This is a genomic window from Bradyrhizobium sp. MI1.3 (assembly GCF_055811695.1).
Map to the genome: position 1 here is coordinate 34,513 of NZ_JBVVPQ010000024.1, position 21,034 is coordinate 55,546.

Consider the following 21,034-nt stretch of genomic DNA (forward strand, 5'->3'; position numbering starts at 1 on the left):
TTATCACGGGGGACCGATCATGAAGACGCAAATGACGTTGGCCGCAGCCGCCTTACTGCTTGGCACCGCGGTGAGCCCTTCCCTCGCCCAGGAGAAAATCAAGCTGGGTGTGATCGTGACCCTCTCGGGACCCGCCGCCGCGCTCGGCCAACAGGTTCGCGACGGCTTTGCGCTCGGGGTCAAGGATCTCGGCGGAAAGATGGGCGGCCGCGATGTCGAAGTCGTCGTGGTCGACGACGAATTGAAGCCGGACGCAGCGGTCACCAAGGTCAAGGGCCTTCTGGAGCGCGACAAGGTCGATTTCGTGGTCGGCCCGATCTTCTCGAACATTCTCCAGGCGATCCACCGGCCGGTCACGGAATCGAAGACCTTCCTGATCAGCCCCAATGCCGGCCCGTCGACGTTTGCCGGCAAGGACTGCAATCCGTTCTTCTATGTGACCTCGTACCAGAACGACCAGGTGCACGAAATCCTCGGCAAGGTCGCGCAGGATCGCGGCTACAAGCGCATGTATCTGATGGTGCCGAATTATCAAGCCGGCAAGGACTCGGTGGCGGGCTTCAAGCTCGACTACAAGGGCGAGATCGTCGAAGAATCCTACATGCCGCTCAACACGCTGGATTTCCAGCCGGAGCTTTCCAAGATTTCGTCGCAGAAGCCCGATGCTCTCTTCACGTTCATGCCCGGCGGCCTCGGGGTCAATCTCGTCAAGCAATACAAGCAAGCTGGTCTTGCAGACAGCATTCCGGTGCTCTCGGCTTTCACGGTGGATGAATCGACCTTGCCGGCGCAGCAGGACGCGGCGGTCGGCATGTTCGGCGGCGCGAACTGGGCCCCCAATCTCGACAATCCCCAGAACAAGAAGTTCGTCGCTGCCTACGAGGCCGCCTATAACGGCGTGCCCGGCACCTACGCCTTCCAGGCGTACGATGCCGCGATGCTGATCGACAGCGCCGTCAAGGCCGTGAAGGGCGACCTCTCCAACAAGGATGCGGTCGCGGCCGCTCTGAAAAAGGCCGACTTCACCTCTCTGCGCGGCGCCTTCAAGTTCAACACCAACGGTTATCCGATCCAGGATTTCTACCTGACCAAGGTCGCCAAGCGCGCGGACGGCAAGTTCCAGACCGAGATCGTCCAGAAAGTCTTTGAGAATTACGGCGACCGCTACGCCAAGGACTGCAAGGCGGCGAACTAAGCCGCACGTCGCGTCGAGGGAGGATCACAATGAAGAGCGAAATCACCGGCATCACACGGGCCAATGAGGGAATCCAGGGCATCTCCTGGAACATCCTCGGCCAGACCTATGTGCCGAAGAGCAACACGGAGCACAGCTTCTCCTGGCATGCGACGCTGCCGCCGGGCACGTTCGTGCCGCCGCACATTCATCCCGATCAGGATGAATATCTCTACATGCTCGAGGGCAAGCTCGATTTCATGCTCGGCAATTCCGAGTCGCAGGCGACTGCGGGCGACCTGATCCGGCTCGGCATGGGCGTACCGCACGGCATCTTCAACAAATCGGAGCAGACCGCGAAGGTGCTGTTCTGGGTGTCACCCACCCGCAAGCTGTTCGACCTGTTCTGGGGCCTTCACAACATGAAGGAACAGAAGCCCGAGGACGTGGTGGCGATGGCCGCCGAGTTCAACATCCACTTCCTGCCGCCGCCTCCCGGCGGCTAGCAGCGCAGCTCAAGCGCGGACCGCCGCCAGTCCCGGCACTGCGGCGAAGCCGGCCTTGGTGGCATAGCCGCGCACGATGGCCTCGCGCTGGGAATAGCTCAGCACGTTGTCGATATTGTCGAAACCGTCAGGCGCGAGCTGCTCGACGGCGTCGATGACGCCCTCGGGTCCGCCGCGCCGGTTGGAGCGGACGATGTCCGCGGTCATGGGCAGGCGCTTCTTCTCGTATTCAAGCAGCGCCTGGCGCGGATGCTCGGCGCGCACCAGCGCGTCGGCGAGGCAGCGCGCATCGAGGATCGCCTGCGAGGCGCCATTGGAGCCAACCGGATACATCGGATGCGCGGCATCGCCGAGCAGCGTGACTCTGCCCGACGACCAATAGGGCAACGGATCGCGGTCGCAGGTCGGATATTCGTAGAACTCGGGCGTGGCCGAGATCAGGCTCTTCACGTCGACGTAAGGCACCGAAAAGCGCGCCACATGCGGCATCAGCTCCTCGCGACGGCCCGGCCGCGACCAGTCTTCCTTCCGCGGCGGCGGGGCATTGCCCTCGCCGACCTTCACCAGCACCGCCCAGTTGGTGAGACGGCTCGCCGGGCTCGATCCCTCCGCGATCGGATAGATCACCACCTTGGCGTTGAGGCCGCCGGCGACGATCATCGACTTGCCGGTGAGGAACAGCGGCCAATCCCGCGCACCGCGCCACAGCATCAGGCCGTTCCAGCATGGCGGCCCCTCGCTCGGGAACAGCGTGTCACGGACCCGCGAATGGATGCCGTCGGCACCAATCAGAATGTCGCCGCGCGCGGTGTGGATGTGCGCGCCTGAGCGATCGAAGAAGTAAGCGGTGACGCCGCTCTCGTCCTGCGTGAAGGCGCCGAGGCGGCAGCCGGTGTGGATGGCCTCCGGCCCGAGCCGCTCCTCGACGGCCCGATGGATGACGCCCTGAAGGCGGCCGCGATGGATCGAGAATTGCGGCACATCGTGGCCGGCGTCGATGCCGCGAGCCTCGCGCCAGACTTCCTGGCCGTGACGGTTGAGGTAATAGAGCTGGTCGGTGCGGATCGCGACATCGTCAAGCTGCTGGAGTAGACCGAGGCCCGCCAGCTCGCGCATGGCATGCGGCAACGTGTTGATGCCAACGCCAAGCTCGCGGATGGTGTCGGACTGCTCGAAAATCTCGCAAGCGAGGCCCCGCGAGCGCAGCATCAATGCGGTGGTGAGACCACCGATACCGCCACCGACGATAATCGCCTTCATCGCCCTCACTCCACTCGGTACACACCAGGCAATGCGGTCAAATTCGCACGGGCGGTCACTCCGCCGCAAGCGGCTTTGTCGCCTCCGCCTTGAGCTCGGCCCGGGTCTTGGGCTTAGCCTTAATTCTCAGCTCCTCGAGATCCTGCCGGTCGCGCACGCTGTTGCGGAAAATCTGATCTTTTCCGGGAAGATATTGCGGCGGGCAGAACGCGTCGCCGGCGCCGTACCAGGCCGCCGCCCTCATGGTGAAGGAGGGATCGACCAGATGCGGCCGCCCGAGCGCGACGAGGTCCGCCCGGCCGGCAGCCAGGATGGTGTTGGCCTGGTCGGCCGTCGTGATGTTGCCGACACACATCGTGGCCACGCGCGCCTCATTGCGGACCTGGTCGGAGAACGGCGTCTGGAACATGCGCCCATAGATCGGTTGCGCATCGCGCACGGTCTGCCCGGTTGAGACGTCGACGAGATCGACACCGGCTTCGGCAAAGGCGCGCGCGATCGCCACCGCGTCGTCGCCGCCGATGCCACCCTCGGCCCAGTCGGTCGCGGAAATGCGCACCGACATCGGCTTGTGCGACGGCCATACGGCCCTCAGCGCCTCGAAGATCTCGAGCGGAAAGCGCAGGCGGTTTTCGAGCGAGCCGCCATACTCATCCGTGCGGGTGTTCGTCAGCGGCGAGATGAAGCTCGCGAGCAGATAGCCGTGGGCGCAGTGCAGTTCGAGCATGTCGAAGCCACAGCGTTCGCCGCGCTCAGCCGCCGCGACGAAAGCGTCTCTCACCGCGTTCATGCCGGCCCGATCGAGCTCGCGCGGAACCTGGCTGTCGGGGAAATAGGGCAGCGGAGACGCCGAACACACCTCCCAGCCGCCCTCCTCGAGCGGACGGTCCATGCCGTCCCACATCAGCTTGGTCGCACCCTTGCGCCCGGCGTGCCCCAGTTGCAGGCAGATTTTTGCGGCTGAATTGGCATGGACGAAATCGACGATGCGCCGCCACGACGCCTCTTGGGCGTCATTCCACAATCCTGTGCAGCCGGGCGTGATGCGGGCGTCGCGGGCAACGCAGGTCATCTCCGTGAAGATCAGGCCGGCGCCGCCGATCGCGCGCGATCCATAATGCACCAGGTGGAAATCCGTCGGCACGCCTTCCTTCGCCGAATACATGCACATCGGCGACACCACGGCGCGATTGGCGATCTCCATCTCGCGCAGCCGGAAGGGCTGGAACAGCGGCACCATCGGCCTCTCGGTATCGACGTCGAAACCGCTGCCGCAAACACGCTTGGCAAACGATCTTTCGACCTCCGCCACGAAGTCAGGAGCACGGAGTTTCAGATTGTCATAGGTGATCGCCTTCGAGCGCGTCATCACGCCAAAGGCGAACTGCACGGGATCGAAATCCCAGAATCGGTCGACATGCTCGAACCAGACCAGCGAGACGTCGGCGGCGTGCTGCGTCTTCTCGACCTCCTCACGCCGGCCGTGCTCATAGACGTCCAGCGCCGCCTTGATGCTGGGCGCCTTCTCCATCGCCTCTGCCAGCGCGATCGCGTCTTCCATTGCGAGCTTGGTGCCCGAGCCAATCGAGAAATGCGCGCTCGCCTTGGCGTCGCCGAGCAGGACCATGTTGTCCTTGACCCAGCGCTTACTGCGGATCATCGGGAAGTTGCGCCACGTCGAGCGGTTGGTGAGCAGTTGATGCCCATCGAGGAACCAGCCGAAGATCTCGGCCATCCGCGCAGCAGACTGGGTCTCGTTCAGCTCCGTCAGCCCGGCGCGTTCAAACGTCTCCGGATCGGTCTCGAAAATCCAGGTCGAATGTCCGGCTTCATATTGATAGGCATGAGCGATGAACGGCCCCCACTCTGTCTCCTGGAAGATGAAGGTGAAGGCATCCAGCGGCCTGGTCGAGCCCATCCAGGCGAACTTGTTGGTACGGAGGTCGACTTCCGGCGCGAAATGATCGACATATTTGTCGCGGAAGCGGCTGTTGATGCCGTCCGCGACCAGGATCAGATCGGCGTCGGCGAAGCGGGATTCATCCTCGACGTCCACTTCGAAATTCAGGACGACGCCCAGTTCGCGCGCTCGAGCCTGGAGGATCAGGAGCAGCTTCTGCCGCGAGCAGCCACAAAAGCCGTTGCCGCCGACCCGATGGACCGTTCCGCGGAAGTGGACGGCGATGTCGTCCCAGTAGGCGAATTCCTGGGTGATGCGACGATAGCTCGGAAGGTCGTGCTTCTCGAAATTATCGAGCGTGGCGTCCGAGAAAACCACGCCGAAGCCGAAGGTGTCGTCGGCGCGGTTGCGCTCGTAGACCGCGATCTCGGCGCTCGGCCGCTGCTTCTTCAGCAGGATTGCAGCGTAGAGACCCGCAGGTCCGCCACCGATGATCGCGACTTTCATGGGAGCCTCGCCAATTCAACCCGCCAAAACTATTTTAAGCCTAAAATAATTTCGCGCAAGTCCCCATTGCGGCATGCTGCCGGCAAAGCCCGGCTTAATCGCCCCTGAAGACCGGCTTGACCTTGTTGGCAAAGGCCTCGAAGGCCCGTTCGAAATCGGCGGTCGTCATGCACAGCGCTTGAGCAACGGCTTCCGCCTCGATCGCCTCCTCCACCGACATCGCCCATTCCATGGCCAGCATCCGCTTGGTCATGGTGTTGGCAAACGTCGGTCCCTCCGCGATTTGCTTGGCCAGCACTTGTGCCTGGGGCAGCACCTGCTCCGACGTGAGGATACGGCTGAAGAAGCCCCAGCGCTCACCCTCCTCCGCGGTCATGAACCGGCCGGTGTAGAGCAACTCGGAGGCGCGGGACTGTCCGATGATCCGCGGCAGGATCGCGCAGGCGCCCATGTCACAACCGGCTAGGCCCACCTTGTTGAACAGGAATGCAACCTTGGCTCCGCTCGCCGCAAGCCGCATGTCCGACGCCATGGCGATGATCGCGCCCGCCCCGGCGCAAATGCCTTCGACCGCGGCAACGATCGGCTGCGGACAGGCCCGCATCGCCTTGACGAGGTCGCCGGTCATCCTTGTAAACGCCGTCAGCCCCTTGGTGTCCATCTTCACGAGCGGACCGATGATCTCGAACACATCGCCGCCGGACGAGAAATTGGCACCAGCGCCGGTCACGACGATGGACTTGACCGCATCGTCGAAGGCGCAGGCGCGAAAGAAATCGGTGAGTTCGCGATAGCTCTCGAAGGTCAGTGGATTCTTCCGTTCCGGACGATTGAGCGTGACGGTTGCAACACCATCGACGACGGCCAGCAGGAAGTGCTGCGGCGAATAGTCCGCAAGCGGTAAGGTCACGGGATTGGCTGGTCTGCTCATGCGATCTCCTTGGCTTCCTTGCTCCGCGCCTTGGCCATGCGCGCTAAATCTCACCACCGGCAACAGCGATTGCCTGCCCGTTGATTGCGCCGGCGCCCTCGCCGCACAGCCAGAGCACGGCATCCGCGACCTCCTGCGGCGAGATCAATCTCCCCTGCGGATTATGTTTCGCGAGCTCGGCAATGGCCTGCTCGCGGCTGCGTCCCGTCTTTTTCATGATGTTCTCGATGCTGCCGGCGACGAGATCCGTGTTGGTGAAACCGGGACACACCGCATTGATGGTCACGTTGCTGGCAGCCATCTCTAGTGCAAGGGACCGCACGAGACCGACCACAGCGTGCTTGGCCGCGGTGTACGCGCTGACATAGGCATATCCCTTGAGCCCCGCCGTCGACGCGATGGCGACGATCCGGCCATAGGGACGATCCTTCATCCCTGGCAGCACAGCGCTGACAGCATGGACCACGCCCATGAAATTGACGTCCATCATGCGCGCGAACAGGGCACTGTCGGATTTGGCGAACGGCGCGGACTCGGCGCTTCCCGCGTTGGCGATCAGGATATCGATCGGCTGCCGCGCACTCGCTTGAGCGATGGCGGCTTTCAATGAGGTTTCGTCCGAGACGTCGGCGACGGCCGCAAAATGGGCAGCTCCTGCGCTGACTGCGTCCTCGAGTGTGGCAGCATCCCGCCCAAGGACGGTCACAGTAGCACCGGCCTCGACGAGCGCTGCTGCGATGGCGCGACCGATGCCGCGACCGCCACCGGTCACCAGCGCGTGCGGCGAATGCGGTAATCCGGACATGCGCTGGCTTCCTTGCATTCTGCTGATCGCTCTCTCGATATATTTTAACCTTCAAACTTTTGCAAACGAAGCTCGACGCGACCCCGCGGACAGCCGCACGCCGGACACCGGCCCGAAAATTGCTTTAAGTATAAAATTATCTCTTCCCATCCCTCACAGGCCTGTTAGCATCGAAGGGTCGAGCAAAAGGATGTCGCGTGTCGCAGCCTGCGCCAATGATAACAAAGGACGGCCGCTTCTCCTACGAGGCAGCGGGCGATCCGGGCGGGACACCTCTGATTTTCCTGCATGGCATCGGCGGTGCGGCACGGGCCTGGCGGCAGCAGCTTGCCACATTCGGCGACCGCTTCCACGCGGTTGCATGGGACATGCCGGGCTATGGCGGCTCGGCACCACTCGCCAGCGTCAGCATCGCTGCCCTGGCGGATGCGCTTCAGCGATTCATCGAGCAGCTTGGTGCGAGCAGGCCGATTCTGGTCGGCCATTCCATCGGCGGCATGATCGTCCAGAAATGGCTGGTGCAATCCCCAAACCTGGCGCGCGCCGTCGTGCTGGCGCAGACCAGCCCGGCCTTCGGCAAGGCCGACGGCGATTGGCAGAAATCGTTTATCGCCGCACGGCTCGGGCCGCTCGATCGCGGCGAAGCCATGAAGTCGCTGGCGCCCTCTCTGGTGAAGGAACTGGTGGGCGACGATCCTGATCCCAAGGGAATGGAGCTTGCACGGGAGTGCATGGCAAGCGTGCCCGAGGCGAGCTATCGCGCCATGATGCTGGCCTTGATTGGCTTCGACCAACGCAGCACCCTCAAGGACATTTCCATCCCGACGCTGCTGCTGTCCGGCTCCAAGGACAACAACGCACCAGCCCCAATGATGGCGAAGACGGCGACCTACATTCCATCTGCCGAGTATGTCGAGTTGGCCGGTGTCGGCCATCTTGCAAACCTTGAGCGCCCCGATGCCTTTGACGAGGCCCTCGGCCGGTTCCTGAACTCCGTCGCGATCAACACGTAGGATGACTGCGCAATGACCATGCAAGTCAGCAAGACCATCGGCGCGACTGACAAGGTCGCGCTGGATGCGCCAATCTTCGATCCTGTCGCATTCCGACTGAGCGACGAGCAGGCCGGCATCATTGCGCGTGCGCGAGAGATCGGCCAGAGCGTGTTCGCCAGCCGCGCCGCGGCTTACGATCGCGAGGCGATTTTCCCGTCCGAGAATTATCGCGACCTGCATCGCGTCGGCTTGCTTGGTATTGCCGTGCCCAAGAAGCATGGCGGGCTCGGAGCGGATTATCAAACCTACGCACTGGCGGCAGCGGAAATCGGTCGCTATTGCGGTGCGACTGCGCTCACCTGGAACATGCATGTCTGCTCGACGCTATGGTCGGGCCCGCTCGCCGACGATCTCGACATGGATGCAGAGACCCGCGCCGAGCATGAGGGCCGACGTGCAGTCCACTACAAGCGTATCGTCGAGGACGGCGCGATCTATTCGCAGCCCTTCTCCGAGGGCGGCGCGGCAGCGGCAGGCGGCGTCGCTTTCGGGACGGAAGCAAGGCCGGTCGAGGGCGGCTGGATCGTCAACGGCAAGAAGATCTTTGCATCACTCTCCGGCCATGCGGACTATTACGGCGTTCTCTGCACCGAGATCGAGGAAGGCGAGAAGGCTTCGCGTCGCAACACGCTTTACCTCGCCATCCCCTCAAAATCGGAAGGCGTTTCGGTCGTCGGCGACTGGGATCCGCTCGGCATGCGCGGAACGGTCTCACGCACGTTGCTGTTCAAGGACGTGTTCGTGCCGGCAGATTCCGCGCTGATGCCGCGGGGCGTCTATTTCCAGGCCGCGATGCGCTGGCCGCACATGTTCCTGACGCTGTCGCCGACCTATATGGGCCTTGCGCAAGCCGCCTATGACTTCACCGTGCGATATCTGCGCGGCGAAATACCGGGCATGCCGCCGGTCAAGCGCAGGATGTATCCGACCAAGCAAATTGCGGTCGCGCAGATGCAGATCAAGCTCGAGCAGATCAAGGCGATCTGGTTCCAGGCGGTCACCGAAGCGCGCGCCAATCCGAGCAAGGAGCAGGTGCTTCGCGCCTATGCCGCGCAATATTCGGTGATGGAGGGTGCCAATGAGCTCGCCGCGCTCGCGATCCGCACCTGCGGCGGTCAGGCCATGCTCCGCTCGCTGCCGCTCGAGCGGATCTATCGCGACAGCCGCTGCGGCTCTCTGATGTTGCCGTGGACAGCCGAGCTCTGCCTCGACCGGATCGGGCGCGAGGCGCTGTACGAGGCCGGCGAAACGGACGACTGACGGTGGACCTCTGCAGTCTGATCGATCGCAACGCGGCGTTCGCGCCAGACAAGACAGCCGTTGCCTTTGAAGGCAAACGGTTGAGCTATGCAGCGTTCGCTGCGCGCATCGAACGGACCGCCGCGACATTGAAGCAGGAGCTTGGCGTAGGCCGGGGCGACCGCGTTGCGATCCTCAGCCTGAACCGGCCGGACTATCTGGTTCTGCTCTATGCCTGCGCGCGGCTCGGCGCGATGCTGGTGCCCCTGAACTGGCGGCTGGCTGTCGCCGAGCAGCTTTTCATTCTCAATGATGCCGGCGCCAAGGTCCTGGTGCTCGAGCAGGCATTTGAGGGGGTTCTTGCCGAACTTCAGGGGACTGCAATTGTCGGGCTCGATTTCGAGCCGCCTCGCGGCACTACGTTCGAAAACCTGTTAGCTCGGTGCCGGGGCACCGGCCGAAACCCGCACACCGATCTCTCCTGTCCGCTTCTCATTGTCTACACGTCAGGAACGACCGGACGGCCCAAAGGCGCGGTGTTGCGCCAGGAGGCGCTGTTCTGGAACGGCGTCATGAGCCAGCACATGCACAACATGACGTCGGATGACCACGTGCTGACGCTGCTGCCGTTCTTCCACGTCGGTGGCCTCAACATCCAGACCACGGCGGCGCTCCAGCTGGGTGCGACGGTCACGGTTCACGCACGCTTCACGCCGGACACCGCGCTGGCAGCCATCGAACGGGACCGGCCGACCTTGACCGTGATGGTGCCGGCGATCATCCAGGCCGTAAGCGAGCATCCCGCCTGGACCACGACCGACCTTTCGTCACTCAAGGCCGTCGCGACCGGCTCGACCATCGTGCCACCGCATCTGATCGACCGCTTCGTTGCGCGCGGCGTCCCGGTGCTCCAGGTCTACGGCTCGACGGAAACATGCCCCATTGCAGTCTACACCCGGCTTGGTGGCGATCTCGCGCGCGCGGGATCGACCGGACTTGCCGGCCTGTGCTGCGAAGCGAAAGTGATCGATCAGGCCGGCAACGAGGTACCGGCGGGTGCGCCGGGCGAGATCGCGGTGCGCGGCCCCAACGTGTTCTTCGAATATTGGGGCAATGCGGACGCCACGCGCGATGCGCTGCACGACGGCTGGTATCGTACCGGCGATATCGGCCTGTGCGATGCGGACGGCTATTTCTGGGTGCGCGACCGCAAGAAGAACATGATCATTTCCGGCGGCGAGAATGTCTACCCGGCGGAGGTCGAGCGCGTCCTGCTCGAACACCCGGATGTCAGCGAATGCGCGGTGATCGGCCGGCCCGATCCACGTTGGGACGAGGTGCCCATCGCCTACGTGATCCGACGATCCGGCTGCCGGCTGGAAGCAGACGCGTTGAAAGCGCATCTTCAGGCCCAACTCGCGCGCTACAAGATTCCGCGCGAGATCGTTTTCGTCGCCGACCTGCCGCGCACTGCGCTGGGCAAGGTTCAACATTTCCTGCTGAAGCAGCTTGATGCGCAATCGCGCACGCAAGGAGAAGCATCTTGAAGATTGCGGTTCTGGGGGGAGGAAACGGCTCTTTCGCGGCCGCGGGCGATTTTGCGCTGTCGGGACATGAGGTCCGACTCTGGCGCCGCGACGCCGATCAGGTCGCAGCCCATCGCGCCGCCGGCTCGCGCATCCTGGTGAAGGATCATAACGGCAGTCACGACGTCAAGCTCGCGCTGGTCACGACCGGCATCGCCGAAGCCGTCAGCGGCGCAGAGCTGATCCTGTGCCCCGCACCCGCCTTCGCGCAGCCTGATATTGCGCGCCTGCTTGCTCCACATTTGCGGGATGGGCAGGTCGTGTTTCTGCCACCGGCCACGTTCGGCTCAATGATCTTCGCCCAGGCTGCGCGGGATTCTGGTAACCACGCCAAGGCGAGCTTTGCCGAGACCGGGACGTTGCCATGGCTGACCCGCAAGCACGGGCCATTCGAGGTCGCGATCACCATCCGCGCCAAGCGACTGCCCGTCGGCGTCTTCCCACTCGATCAGGCGCCGCGTGCACTTGCGGTGATTGGACAGGCGTTCCCCGGCGCAATCGAGCCGTGCGGAGATGCTCTCTCCGGTGCGCTAATGAACGCAGGCCCGATTATCCATCCGCCCCTGATCGTGATGAATGCAGGCCCGATCGAACATTTCGAAAAGTGGGACATCCACAAGGAAGGAACGCAAGCCGCGATTCGTCGGGTCACCGACGCGCTCGACGCCGAACGGATCGCAGTCCGTGAGGCGCTCGGATATGGCGCACCGCATTTTCCGCTCGCCCATCATTACGCCAGGGAAGGCGAGATCTGGATGTACGGCCGCGGCTCGCATGACCGGCTGACCGATTCCGGTGACTGGCGCGAGCGGATCGTGCTGACCGAGCATCGCTACATGAGAGAAGATTTGCGGCTTGGGCTATCGCTGCTGGTCTCCGTCGCCGGCTTGGCGGGCGTGGCTACGCCGCTGGCCAAGGCATTCCTGGCCTTCGGTGGCGCAATCTGCGGTGAGGATTTTACGCAAGGCGGCCGAACCCTCGAGACGCTGGGGCTCGGCAATCTCGACAAGGCCGCTTTGCAGACGCTTCTTCGCAGGGGATTTTGAGCGATGACCAGCCGAGCCACCATCGCCTGTCTCGGGGCCGGCCGCATGGGCCGCGGCATCGCCGTCGCGTTTGCCTATGCCGGGCATACGGTCACGATGATCGACATCAAGGCCCGTTCAGCGGAAGATTTCGCCAGGCTGCAGGCAGATGCGCTCGGCGAAATCAGCAAGACCTTTGCCAGCCTGGCGAAGCTGGGGCTACTGATCGAGACGGATGTCGACCCGCTGATCGCGCGGGTCTCGGTGGTGCCTGCCAGCCAGAGCGGTGCGGCACTGTCCAATGCTGGAATAGTCTTTGAAGGAGTCCCCGAAGTCGTCGGGCTCAAGCGGGATGTGCTGGGGGCGGCCTCACAACAAGTCGGCCCCGATACGATCATCGCATCGACCACGTCGACCATTCTCGTCGACGACCTCTCAGGCGCGATCGTGAATCCCCGCCGTTTCCTCAATGTGCACTGGCTCAATCCGGCCTATCTGATTCCGCTGGTGGAGATTTCGCCCGGTAAGGCCACCGATCCAGGCATCGTCGAGGAGGTCAAGGCGCTGCTCGAAGGCATCGGCAAGGTGCCGGTGGTGTGCGCGGCGACACCCGGCTTCATCGTCCCGCGCATCCAGGCGCTGGCGATGAACGAGGCCGCGCGCATGGTCGAGGAAGGCGTCGCCAGCGCCGAGGAGATCGACAAGGCGATCCGCTACGGTTTCGGCTTTCGATATGCCGTGCTCGGCCTGCTCGAATTCATCGACTGGGGCGGCGGCGACATCCTCTACTACGCCAGTCGTTATCTCGAGGGCGCACTCGGCAGCGACCGCTATCGTGCGCCGGAGGTCATTTCGCGGAACATGCAGGAGGGCCGGATTGGCCTGCGCACGGGTGCCGGCTTTCTGGATTATTCAGGCATGGACGTTGATGCCTATCGGGTGAAGCGGCTTCAGGCCATGGTCGACCTGCTCCGTCACTTTGACCTTGCTAGGCCACCGGTGCTCGACCGGAACTAGCCGAAGACGTCCTGAAGCACCCCTTCACGCACCACCGCGACGCCATCGAGCTCGATCGTCGTCCCCATCATCGGCAGATCGAAATGGCCCGCCGTGTAACGGCCGGCGAATTCGTTGGCACCGGTTGAGAACAGGAAGTTGCCGGAGACGGCACGAATTTCAGTGCCGTTGGTGTCGCGCTGGTCATACATCGACAGCGCCTCGTAGCGCGCGCCCGGATTCATGCCGAAACCGACATGCGATACCGCATAGGCTTCCCGATCGCCCCAGGCGGCAAGATAGGCACGCATCATCGCGGCATCCGTGCCCTCTCCTTCCAGCTCGACCACATAATCGTCCTTCAGTGTCATCTTCACCGGCGAGGTCAGGTAACGCTTGAAGGTCAGGTTGATGTCGCCTGGCGCCATCACCAGCGTGCCATTGATCGTTCCGCTCTTGGGGAAGCTGACGACGATGCCGCCGGGCCAATGCGCCAGCGTCCCAGGCTTGTCCGTCCAGCCCCACACGCCGACTGTGGAAGCGCCGACCATATCGACGTCGAGCGCCGTGCCGGCCTTTGACGTCACCTGCATCCGCTTGGTCCCGCGCAGCATCTTCGCCGCTGCGCGAACGCGCTTCTCGAGCGCGGGATCCGGCACCATCCGCTCCAGCGCCTCGGGATGCTCGTTGGAGATCACCAGGATGCGCGCGCCGGCTTTGAGGATCTCGGGTGTCTCCACCGCATGCATCAGGCCCTCGATGGTGCAATCCACCACAAAGCCGGCCTGTTGAAGCGCGGTGATGACCGGGCCGAGCCGTTGGATCGCCTCGCTCGCCCCTGTCGAGCGAACCGGAACGATATTCCGGTTACGCGGGGTCGGCATGACCACGTGAAACGGTCGCGCGCCCATCCGCAGCAGCGCGAGCTCCGCCAAGTGAACATTCAACGCACGTGACTGGGTTTCCGAGAGGATCGCCGCGGTATCGCCGGCCTTGACGGCGCATCGCTCAAAAATCTCGCAAAATGCGTCGATCCATTTTGCCTCGATGCGATCAGCCAGCATGGTCTACTCCCGGTCTTCCTGTTTCTTCTTCGTCAGTTCATGCTTCGGGGAAACCCCGCAGCAGGTACGCGCGCACTGCCCCCAGCAGACCATTGAGGATGAGGCCCAGCAGCGAGATCGTGATCAGCGGCACGAACATGTCGACGGCCTGAAAGGTCCGGGCCGCCGTGACGAGCACATGTCCGAGCCCGTCGCTCGACGTGATCATCTCCGCCAGAAACACCACGATGCAGGAAATGACAAGGCCGATCCGGCAACCGGTCAGGATCGACGGCATCGCGGCCGGGAGCACCACCTTGAACAGGATCTCATAGCGCGGCGTTCCCGCCGCCATGGCCGACCAGATCAGCTTCTGCTCCACAGTTGACGCACCGTAATAAGTAGAGAGCAAGATGGGAAAGAGTGCGTCCGCCGCCACCAGCGTGATCTTCGATCCGTGGCCGAAACCGAGCAGCAGCAGCAAAGCTGGATAGAGCGCTACCTTGGGCAAGGGCGCGAGCACGCGCACGATCGGCCGGACCACGGCGTTGATAGCCGGACTGGCTGCGGCGGCGATGCCGGTGCTGACACCGAGGACGACCGCAATCGCGAAGCCGGCAAACAACCGGAACAGGGTCGCCGCGATCTCCTGCTGGAACGTCCATGTCACGAGTTGCTGAAGCAACCTGCTGAAGACATATCCGGGCGGCGGCAGCAACACCGCAGGCGCAAAGCCAAATGATACAAGGCCTTGCCACAGCGCGATCACCAGCACGATCGGCGCAAGCCCGAGGATGATGCTGGTGGAGCGAAGCTGCGGGATCATGAGAAGCTCAGCGGCATGTCGAACTGCGGTTCGGACCAGCGCACCAGCCTTGCGCGGACCCGCTCGAAGATCGCATCGAGGCAAATTCCCATCGCCCCCACGATGATGATCATCGCAAAGACGGTGTCGTATTGGCCCATGTCGAGCGCGTTGAACAAGATGTTGCCGGCGCCGGACTGACGAGCGATCATCTCGCTCGTAATCATCGTGATCAGCGCTAGCACGAGTCCAGTGCGGCAACCGGTCAGAATTTCCGGCAGCGCCGCCGGCAGTACGATCCGGACCAGCCGTTGCGCAGGCGAAAGCCCCATCGCGGCGCCCGACCATAGCATCTTCTCTTCCACCGCCTTGGCGCCCTCGAAGCTGTGATAGATGACGGGCAGGCTGACGCCGAGAAAGATCACCAGCGTCTTCGTGATGTCACCGACGCCCAGCCACAGCATGATGATCGGCATCAAGGCGGCCTTCGGCACCGGGTAGATCACCATCAGGAGCGGATTGAAGAACGCCGCGACGGCCCGGCTGCGACCCATCAACAGGCCGAGTGGGATCGAAACCGATACCGCTATGCCAAACCCGACCGCCATGCGGCGGAGCGAGGCCAGGATGTTGATCAGAGCTTCCTTGTCTCCGAGGATGTCCGGGATTGCACGGATTGCCTCGATCGCCGTCGGGAAGCTGTCGTTCTTGAGCGCGAGTGACGCAACCTGCCATGCCGCCAGAAGCCCGATACAGGCAAACACCGGAGCCGCACGCTTGCCCAAGGCCGCCAGCGACGTCACGACCGCGATCCCGTCTCGTCGACCTCGTCGAACATGCGCTCGATATCGACAACGTATTTCTGGTAGCGGGGGTCGAGCAGCAGCTCGCTGCGTCGGCGCGGCCGCGGCAGATCGATGTCGATCACCTCGCGGATACGGCCGGGAGACTTCGACATCATCACGACCTTGTCCGAGAGGAAAACCGCTTCGTCCACAGAATGCGTGACGAACAGCACCGTCTTGCGATCACGCTCCCAGATGTTCAACAGATCGTTCTGCAGGCGCGTTCGCGTGTGAGCATCGAGCGCGCCGAACGGCTCGTCCATCAACAGAACCTCAGGATGGTAAGCCAGCGTTCGAGCCAGCGCCACGCGCTGCTTCATGCCGCCGGACAGTTCCTTGGGATAGAAGTTCTCATAGCCCTTGAGCCCGACCATTTCGATCAGGGCCCGGCTCTGGGCTTCCGCCTCGGTGGTGCGCACGCCCTGCTGGCGAGGGCCGTACATCACGTTACCCAGCACGGTCTTCCACGGAAACAACGCGAACTCCTGGAACACCGGACCGCGATCCGGCCCTGGTCCCGTGATCGTCCGTCCCCTGATCTTCGCTGAGCCGCTGGTCGGGCTGACGAAGCCGCCGACGACGTAAAGCAATGTCGACTTGCCGCAGCCCGACGGACCAAGGATGGAGACGAAGGCTCCCTCCTCGATCGCCAGAGAGATGTCCGATAGCGCCACATGGTCCTTGCGCGCCGAGGTCTGAAATACCTGCGAGACGCTCTCGACCTCGATGATTGCAGAAGCCGGTTTTTGCGGCGTCACCGGTCTCACCCATTCGCTCGATCTCGAAGGCACTACCTTCATCTCGTCTCACTTCATGCGCGCGAACCCTGCGCAACAGGCTTGCTGAACATCCTCCGTCAGCGACGCGAGCTTAGCAAGAAACTTGCCAGACCAGTGGCTGTTTCCGGCAGGTTCGCCGCGTCAACCGAACCAGGGCCATTCTGCGGGCCCCTCATGTGTGACGGCCCCGCCCGGTGCCTGGCCAACCAATCGGGCATATTTCGCCAGCGCACCGGCACGGTGACGAGGCGGACGCGGCTTCCAATCGTGTCGGCGAGCCGTGAGTTCCTGCTCATCGACCAGCATATCCATCCGCCGGTTCGCGGCATCAATCCGGATCCTGTCGCCATCGCGTACCAGCGCCAGCGGACCGCCGACGAAGGCTTCGGGAGACACATAGCCGATGCACATTCCGCGGGTGGCGCCGGAGAACCGTCCATCCGTGATCAGGGCCACCTTTTCGCCCATGCCCTGTCCGTAGATCAGCGCGGTAACGCCGAGCATCTCGCGCATGCCGGGGCCGCCCACCGGCCCCTCGTTGCGGATCACGAGAACCTCGCCCGCCTGATAGGTGCGATCACGAACCGCCGCGACGCAGGCCTCCTCGTCTTCGAAAACGCGCGCTACGCCTTCAAAGAACTGGCTCTTCAGTCCCGCAACCTTGATGACGGCGCCATCGGGACAGAGGTTTCCCTTCAGCACCGCGACGCCGCCATCAGGCATGATTGGCGCGCGAGTTGCGTAAACGACCTCTCCGTCAGGTGCGTTGGCGGCGCCATATTCTTCGGCAAGTGTACGGCCCGTGATCGACAGGCAACTGCCATCAATATGCCCGCTCTGGATCAACTCCCGGATGACAACGGCAGCGCCGCCGATATCGTAGACATCCTTCGCCGTATATTTGCCTCCCGGCCGCAGGTTTCCGATCAGCGGCGTCCTGGCAAAAACCTCGCCGACATCATCGATCGTGAATGCGATCCCGGCCTCGTTCGCGATCGCTGGCAGATGCAGCGCAGCATTGGTCGAACCGCCCGTGGCGGCCACAATTGCCGCGCCGTTTTCCAGCGATTTCCGCGTCACGACGTCGCGCGGCAAAGGCCCGCCGCGCTCCAGCATCTCCATGATGAGGCGCCCGGCTCGCCTGGATATCTGCGCGCGCTCGGCATAGACACCCGGCACCATCGACACGTTGGGAATGGTGAGGCCCATCGCTTCTGAGACCATCCCCATGGTGTTGGCAGTGAATTGGCCGGCGCACGCGCCGATGGTCGGCAGGCAGGCCCGCTCAATCCGCTCGAGCGTGGCACTGTCGATCTCTCCGGTCATGAAGCTGCCGACAGCTTCGTAGGAGTCGAGCACGGTGAGGGTCCGCCCGTCCATACGGCCCGGCAGCGCGCTGCCGCCATAGATGAAAATGGACGGGACGTTGCACCGGACCATGCCCATCATCACGCCGGGCAGCGTTTTGTCGCATCCGCCGTAACCGATCAATGCGTCGTAGGCCAGACCATGGACGACGGCTTCGATCGAGTCGGCAATCAGCTCGCGCGAAAACAGGGAGAACTTCATCCCCTCGTGATTCATGCTGATACCGTCGGAAACCGACACGGTCGAAAACTCGCGCGGCGTACCGCCGGCCTCCTCGATTCCCATCTTGGCCGCCGCGACCTGAAAGTCGTGCGTCATGTTGCAGGGTGTCTGTTCGCCCTTCATGCTGACGACGCCGACCATCGGCTTGGCAATCGCTGCGTCGTCGAGCCCCATGGCGCGCATGAACGCGCGGTGCGGAGCCCGGTCGAGACCATCCGTCGTGATCCGAGATCGGAGCTTCTTCATACGTGCTTCTTCTTCATGCAACGTCCCGGATCATCCTGGACGCCGCGACCTTCTCGCTCGGTTCATTCGCCCGATCGCCTATTGCAGCGGAGCGACAATCGTCGAATGCTTGAATTGCGCGACATCCAATTTTGGCAGCATTCCGGTCTCCGCGTAGATGTCCAGCATCTTCTGGATCGCGGGGAAATTCGGTGCCGCACCCGGATCGCGACCGAAATCATTGTCCTTGAGCAGATAGGTCTCGAGAACCGGAATAGGTGCCTTCAGGACTTCGTTGACGACCTTCAACGTCTCTTCGCGGTTGGCCAGTGCTTTCTTCATGCCAGACGTAATGTCACGCACGTAAGCCTTGACCAATTCCGGATTCTTGTCGACGAAATCGGCACGGCAGGCTTCCAGGATGTGCACGATGTTCGGCATCGCCTGCGATAGCGAGAACAGTTTGCGCGTGCCGCCCTTTGCCTCCGCGCGCGCGGCAAACGGCTGGTTCATGTTGACCGCATCGACGCGGCCCTGCCGCAACGCATCTTCGGAGACGGCAAAGCCGACCTCGACCAGCTTGATGTCCTTGGCCGGATCGATGCCATTCTGCTTCAGCAACAGATTGAACGGGCCTTGCGTGCCGCCGCCGATCACGGAAATTCCGACCGTCTTGCCTTTGAGATCGGCGATCGTCTTGATCGGGGAGTCGTCCATGACAGCCCAGTAGACCGAGAAACCACCGGCCTTCTCGAAGACATGCTGCGCCACGATGTAGGCCTTGAGGTTGCCGCCAACCACGCCGTTGGCGAGCGACAGCGGCGCCTGGGTCGCGCAATCCAGCGCGCCCGCTGCCAACGCCTGCGTCATCGGAGCGGTGCCCTGAAACTGGGTCCATTCGATGTTGTAGGCCTTGCCGATGTTGGGAAACTCAGCCGGGCGGCGCATCATCCAGTATTTGGATTCCTCGGCCGGAATGGTCCAGCCGACGCGAATTGTCTGCTGCGCCCATGACGGGTCCGCGCTCGCGCTCACGGCCGCTGCCACCCCCAAAGCCAGGATCCACTTCGAAACGGTTCGCATCGTGCCCACTCCGCTGCCCAGGCGCCGACCGGCGCTATCCAACCCGACCGCGGCAAATGTTTCATGGTTCAAACAATCAAGCAAGCCATGCAGGCCGGGCGGTTTCGTCGTGGGATACACCATGTATGGTAATGAAACGTCGCGCGGCGTCGCGGAGCGAGAGATGGAGGCAACCTATGGCTGAAGGGAGCAAGACAAACCCGCAGGACGTCGAGCGGCTCGGCTATCTCGGACTTGGACTGATGGGGACACCCATGAGCCGGCGCCTGCTCAACACCGGCCATCAGATCACTGTCTGGAACCGTTCGGAAGGGAAGATGGCCGCACTCGTGGAAGCCGGTGCCAGGCGCGCAGCCACCCCCCGCGACTTGATGGAGAGCTCGGACATCGTCTTCATGTGCGTGACGGATGCGGCTGCCGTGGAAGAGGTGATCTTCGGGCCCGAGAGCATCTCAACTGCGCCCGGCGCGGGTAAGCTCGTGGTCGACTTCTCCTCGATCCATCCTGACGCCGCACGGGACCTTGCAACGCGATTGTTAGCTGCGAACGGCGCGGGCTGGATCGATGCGCCGGTCTCCGGTGGTACCAAGGGCGCCGAGGAAGGCACGCTTGCCATCATGGCCGGCGGAAAAGCCGGCGACGTCGAGCGGGTCCGCCCCTACGTGCTGGCCATGGCACGCAGGTTCACCCATATGGGCCCGACCGGCGCGGGGCAGACCACAAAGCTGTGCAACCAGGTGATCGTCGGATGCGCAATGGCCGTTCTTGCGGAGGCAACACGCCTTGCCGTGAACGCCGGAATCGATGCCAACCGGTTGCCCGAAGCACTCGCCGGCGGCTTCGCGGATTCCATTCCGTTGCAGCTGTTCGTTCCACGGATGGTCCAGGGCATTCACTCACCGCCGCTTGGTCATATCGCTACAATGCTCAAGGACCTCGATACCGTCGCCGATGTCGCGCAGACGACGTCGACGCCGGTGCCCATGGCTTCGCTCGCAGGACAACTTTTCAGGCTCGCCAAGGCCGCGCGAGGCGCGGATGCGGATGCGCTCGAAATCTATAAGCTTTCGGCGGGGAGCGCTGAACCGTCCAGCGCGAACTGAAGCACGCTTGCTGTGACTGCTTGCGCTAACCGTCGGCGAGAAATCGGCCGAACGCGCCGCGCGCGAACAGCAGCGGCTCCTTCGTGTTGTAATTATAGGCCTCGACTGCACCGAGAAAGATCACGTGGTCGCCGCCGTAATAGCGATTGACCGAGCGGCATTGAAAATTGGCAACGCTCTCGGCGAGCACCGGCGCGCTGCCGAGGCCCGGCGTCCAGTCGACACCGGTGAACTTGTCATCAGACGATTTGGCGAATTTGCTCGCAAGCGCCTGTTGCGAAACGCCAAGAACGTTGACGGTGAAATGACTGGCGTTCTGGAAGATGGTCAGACTAGAGGAATAGACGACCAGGCTCCAAAGAACCAACGGCGGATTCAGCGAGACCGACGCGAACGAATTGCACGTCAGGCCATAGGGCTTGCCGTCGGGAGCCGCGGCCGTGATGATCGTCACCCCCGTGGCGTAGGTGCCGAGCGCGCTGCGAAAATCGCGGGGATCGATCGGCGAGCTGTCGCTCGCGAGTTCGTTGGCCGGATCGGGAACGGCCGGCTGCTTCGGCAGATCATTCATCGGCCG

19 protein-coding genes are annotated in these 21,034 nt (G+C 63.1%); 8 read left to right on the forward strand and 11 right to left on the reverse strand.

All coding sequences use genetic code 11. From position 1 onward, the window contains the following. Positions 1-19 precede the first annotated feature (19 nt). Positions 20-1,195 carry an ABC transporter substrate-binding protein gene (locus tag AC0L3A_RS19085; protein ID WP_473254975.1) on the forward strand — a complete coding sequence of 392 codons (1,176 nt, stop codon included), beginning with the start codon at positions 20-22 and terminating at the stop codon, positions 1,193-1,195. A 29-nt stretch (positions 1,196-1,224) separates the two neighbouring features. Beyond that, positions 1,225-1,680, forward strand: a complete 456-nt coding sequence (locus AC0L3A_RS19090) for a cupin domain-containing protein (RefSeq protein WP_007601580.1) — start codon at positions 1,225-1,227, stop codon at positions 1,678-1,680. A gap of 9 nt (positions 1,681-1,689) precedes the next feature. Here AC0L3A_RS19090 and AC0L3A_RS19095 read toward each other — a convergent pair whose 3' ends face one another. From AC0L3A_RS19095 to AC0L3A_RS19110, 4 genes are all read right to left on the reverse strand, one after another. After that, complete coding sequence (locus tag AC0L3A_RS19095) at positions 1,690-2,940, reverse strand: flavin-dependent oxidoreductase (RefSeq protein WP_473254976.1); 1,251 nt, start codon at positions 2,938-2,940, stop codon at positions 1,690-1,692. 55 nt (positions 2,941-2,995) lie between these two features. Beyond that, positions 2,996-5,347 (reverse strand): bifunctional salicylyl-CoA 5-hydroxylase/oxidoreductase, encoded by a 2,352-nt coding sequence (locus tag AC0L3A_RS19100; protein WP_473254977.1) that lies wholly within the window; start codon positions 5,345-5,347, stop codon positions 2,996-2,998. A 94-nt stretch (positions 5,348-5,441) separates the two neighbouring features. Beyond that, a complete protein-coding gene (locus tag AC0L3A_RS19105) occupies positions 5,442-6,278 on the reverse strand; it encodes an enoyl-CoA hydratase family protein (protein ID WP_007601577.1) in 837 nt (278 codons plus the stop codon). Between the two features lie 43 nt (positions 6,279-6,321). Then, positions 6,322-7,083, reverse strand: a complete 762-nt coding sequence (locus AC0L3A_RS19110; protein WP_473254978.1) for an SDR family NAD(P)-dependent oxidoreductase — start codon at positions 7,081-7,083, stop codon at positions 6,322-6,324. 215 nt (positions 7,084-7,298) lie between these two features. On the opposite strand from AC0L3A_RS19110, the gene AC0L3A_RS19115 reads away from it, so the two are divergent. Genes AC0L3A_RS19115 through AC0L3A_RS19135 form a run of 5 tightly spaced genes read left to right on the forward strand, consistent with a single transcriptional unit; the run spans position 7,299 to position 13,005 of the window. After that, positions 7,299-8,096 (forward strand): alpha/beta fold hydrolase, encoded by a 798-nt coding sequence (locus AC0L3A_RS19115; protein ID WP_473254979.1) that lies wholly within the window; start codon positions 7,299-7,301, stop codon positions 8,094-8,096. 12 nt (positions 8,097-8,108) lie between these two features. Further along, entirely contained in the window at positions 8,109-9,398 is a 1,290-nt protein-coding gene (locus AC0L3A_RS19120) for an acyl-CoA dehydrogenase family protein (RefSeq protein WP_473254980.1), read from the forward strand. Positions 9,399-9,400: 2 nt separating this feature from the next. After that, the gene (locus tag AC0L3A_RS19125; protein ID WP_473254981.1) at positions 9,401-10,924 is read left to right on the forward strand and encodes a class I adenylate-forming enzyme family protein; all 1,524 of its coding nucleotides are present in this window, start codon (positions 9,401-9,403) and stop codon (positions 10,922-10,924) included. Then, a complete protein-coding gene (locus tag AC0L3A_RS19130) occupies positions 10,921-12,009 on the forward strand; it encodes an NAD/NADP octopine/nopaline dehydrogenase family protein (RefSeq protein WP_473254982.1) in 1,089 nt (362 codons plus the stop codon). Before AC0L3A_RS19125 ends, AC0L3A_RS19130 begins: the two co-directional genes overlap by 4 nt. A gap of 3 nt (positions 12,010-12,012) precedes the next feature. Then, a complete protein-coding gene (locus AC0L3A_RS19135) occupies positions 12,013-13,005 on the forward strand; it encodes a 3-hydroxybutyryl-CoA dehydrogenase (protein ID WP_473254983.1) in 993 nt (330 codons plus the stop codon). Here AC0L3A_RS19135 and AC0L3A_RS19140 read toward each other — a convergent pair. The 6 genes from AC0L3A_RS19140 to AC0L3A_RS19165 form a co-directional block, all read right to left on the reverse strand. Then, positions 13,002-14,048 carry a 2,5-dihydroxypyridine 5,6-dioxygenase NicX family protein gene (locus AC0L3A_RS19140; protein WP_473254985.1) on the reverse strand — a complete coding sequence of 349 codons (1,047 nt, stop codon included), beginning with the start codon at positions 14,046-14,048 and terminating at the stop codon, positions 13,002-13,004. The genes AC0L3A_RS19135 and AC0L3A_RS19140 overlap by 4 nt on opposite strands. 37 nt (positions 14,049-14,085) lie before the next feature. After that, the gene (locus AC0L3A_RS19145) at positions 14,086-14,853 is read right to left on the reverse strand and encodes an ABC transporter permease (RefSeq protein ID WP_473254986.1); all 768 of its coding nucleotides are present in this window, start codon (positions 14,851-14,853) and stop codon (positions 14,086-14,088) included. Beyond that, positions 14,850-15,635 carry an ABC transporter permease gene (locus tag AC0L3A_RS19150; RefSeq protein ID WP_473254987.1) on the reverse strand — a complete coding sequence of 262 codons (786 nt, stop codon included), beginning with the start codon at positions 15,633-15,635 and terminating at the stop codon, positions 14,850-14,852. Before AC0L3A_RS19150 ends, AC0L3A_RS19145 begins: the two co-directional genes overlap by 4 nt. After that, a complete protein-coding gene (locus tag AC0L3A_RS19155; RefSeq protein ID WP_473254988.1) occupies positions 15,632-16,477 on the reverse strand; it encodes an ABC transporter ATP-binding protein in 846 nt (281 codons plus the stop codon). Before AC0L3A_RS19155 ends, AC0L3A_RS19150 begins: the two co-directional genes overlap by 4 nt. Before the next feature lie 120 nt (positions 16,478-16,597). Beyond that, the gene (ilvD, locus tag AC0L3A_RS19160) at positions 16,598-18,292 is read right to left on the reverse strand and encodes a dihydroxy-acid dehydratase (RefSeq protein WP_473254989.1); all 1,695 of its coding nucleotides are present in this window, start codon (positions 18,290-18,292) and stop codon (positions 16,598-16,600) included. 78 nt (positions 18,293-18,370) lie between these two features. Beyond that, the gene (locus tag AC0L3A_RS19165) at positions 18,371-19,354 is read right to left on the reverse strand and encodes an ABC transporter substrate-binding protein (protein WP_473254990.1); all 984 of its coding nucleotides are present in this window, start codon (positions 19,352-19,354) and stop codon (positions 18,371-18,373) included. Positions 19,355-19,530: 176 nt separating this feature from the next. Between AC0L3A_RS19165 and AC0L3A_RS19170 the strand changes: the two genes are divergently transcribed. Further along, on the forward strand, positions 19,531-20,457 hold the full coding sequence (locus AC0L3A_RS19170; RefSeq protein WP_473254991.1) for an NAD(P)-dependent oxidoreductase: 927 nt from the start codon (positions 19,531-19,533) through the stop codon (positions 20,455-20,457). Positions 20,458-20,482: 25 nt separating this feature from the next. On the opposite strand, the gene AC0L3A_RS19175 is transcribed toward AC0L3A_RS19170, so the two are convergent. Then, the gene (locus tag AC0L3A_RS19175) at positions 20,483-21,028 is read right to left on the reverse strand and encodes a flavin reductase family protein (protein ID WP_473254992.1); all 546 of its coding nucleotides are present in this window, start codon (positions 21,026-21,028) and stop codon (positions 20,483-20,485) included. Positions 21,029-21,034 lie beyond the last annotated feature (6 nt).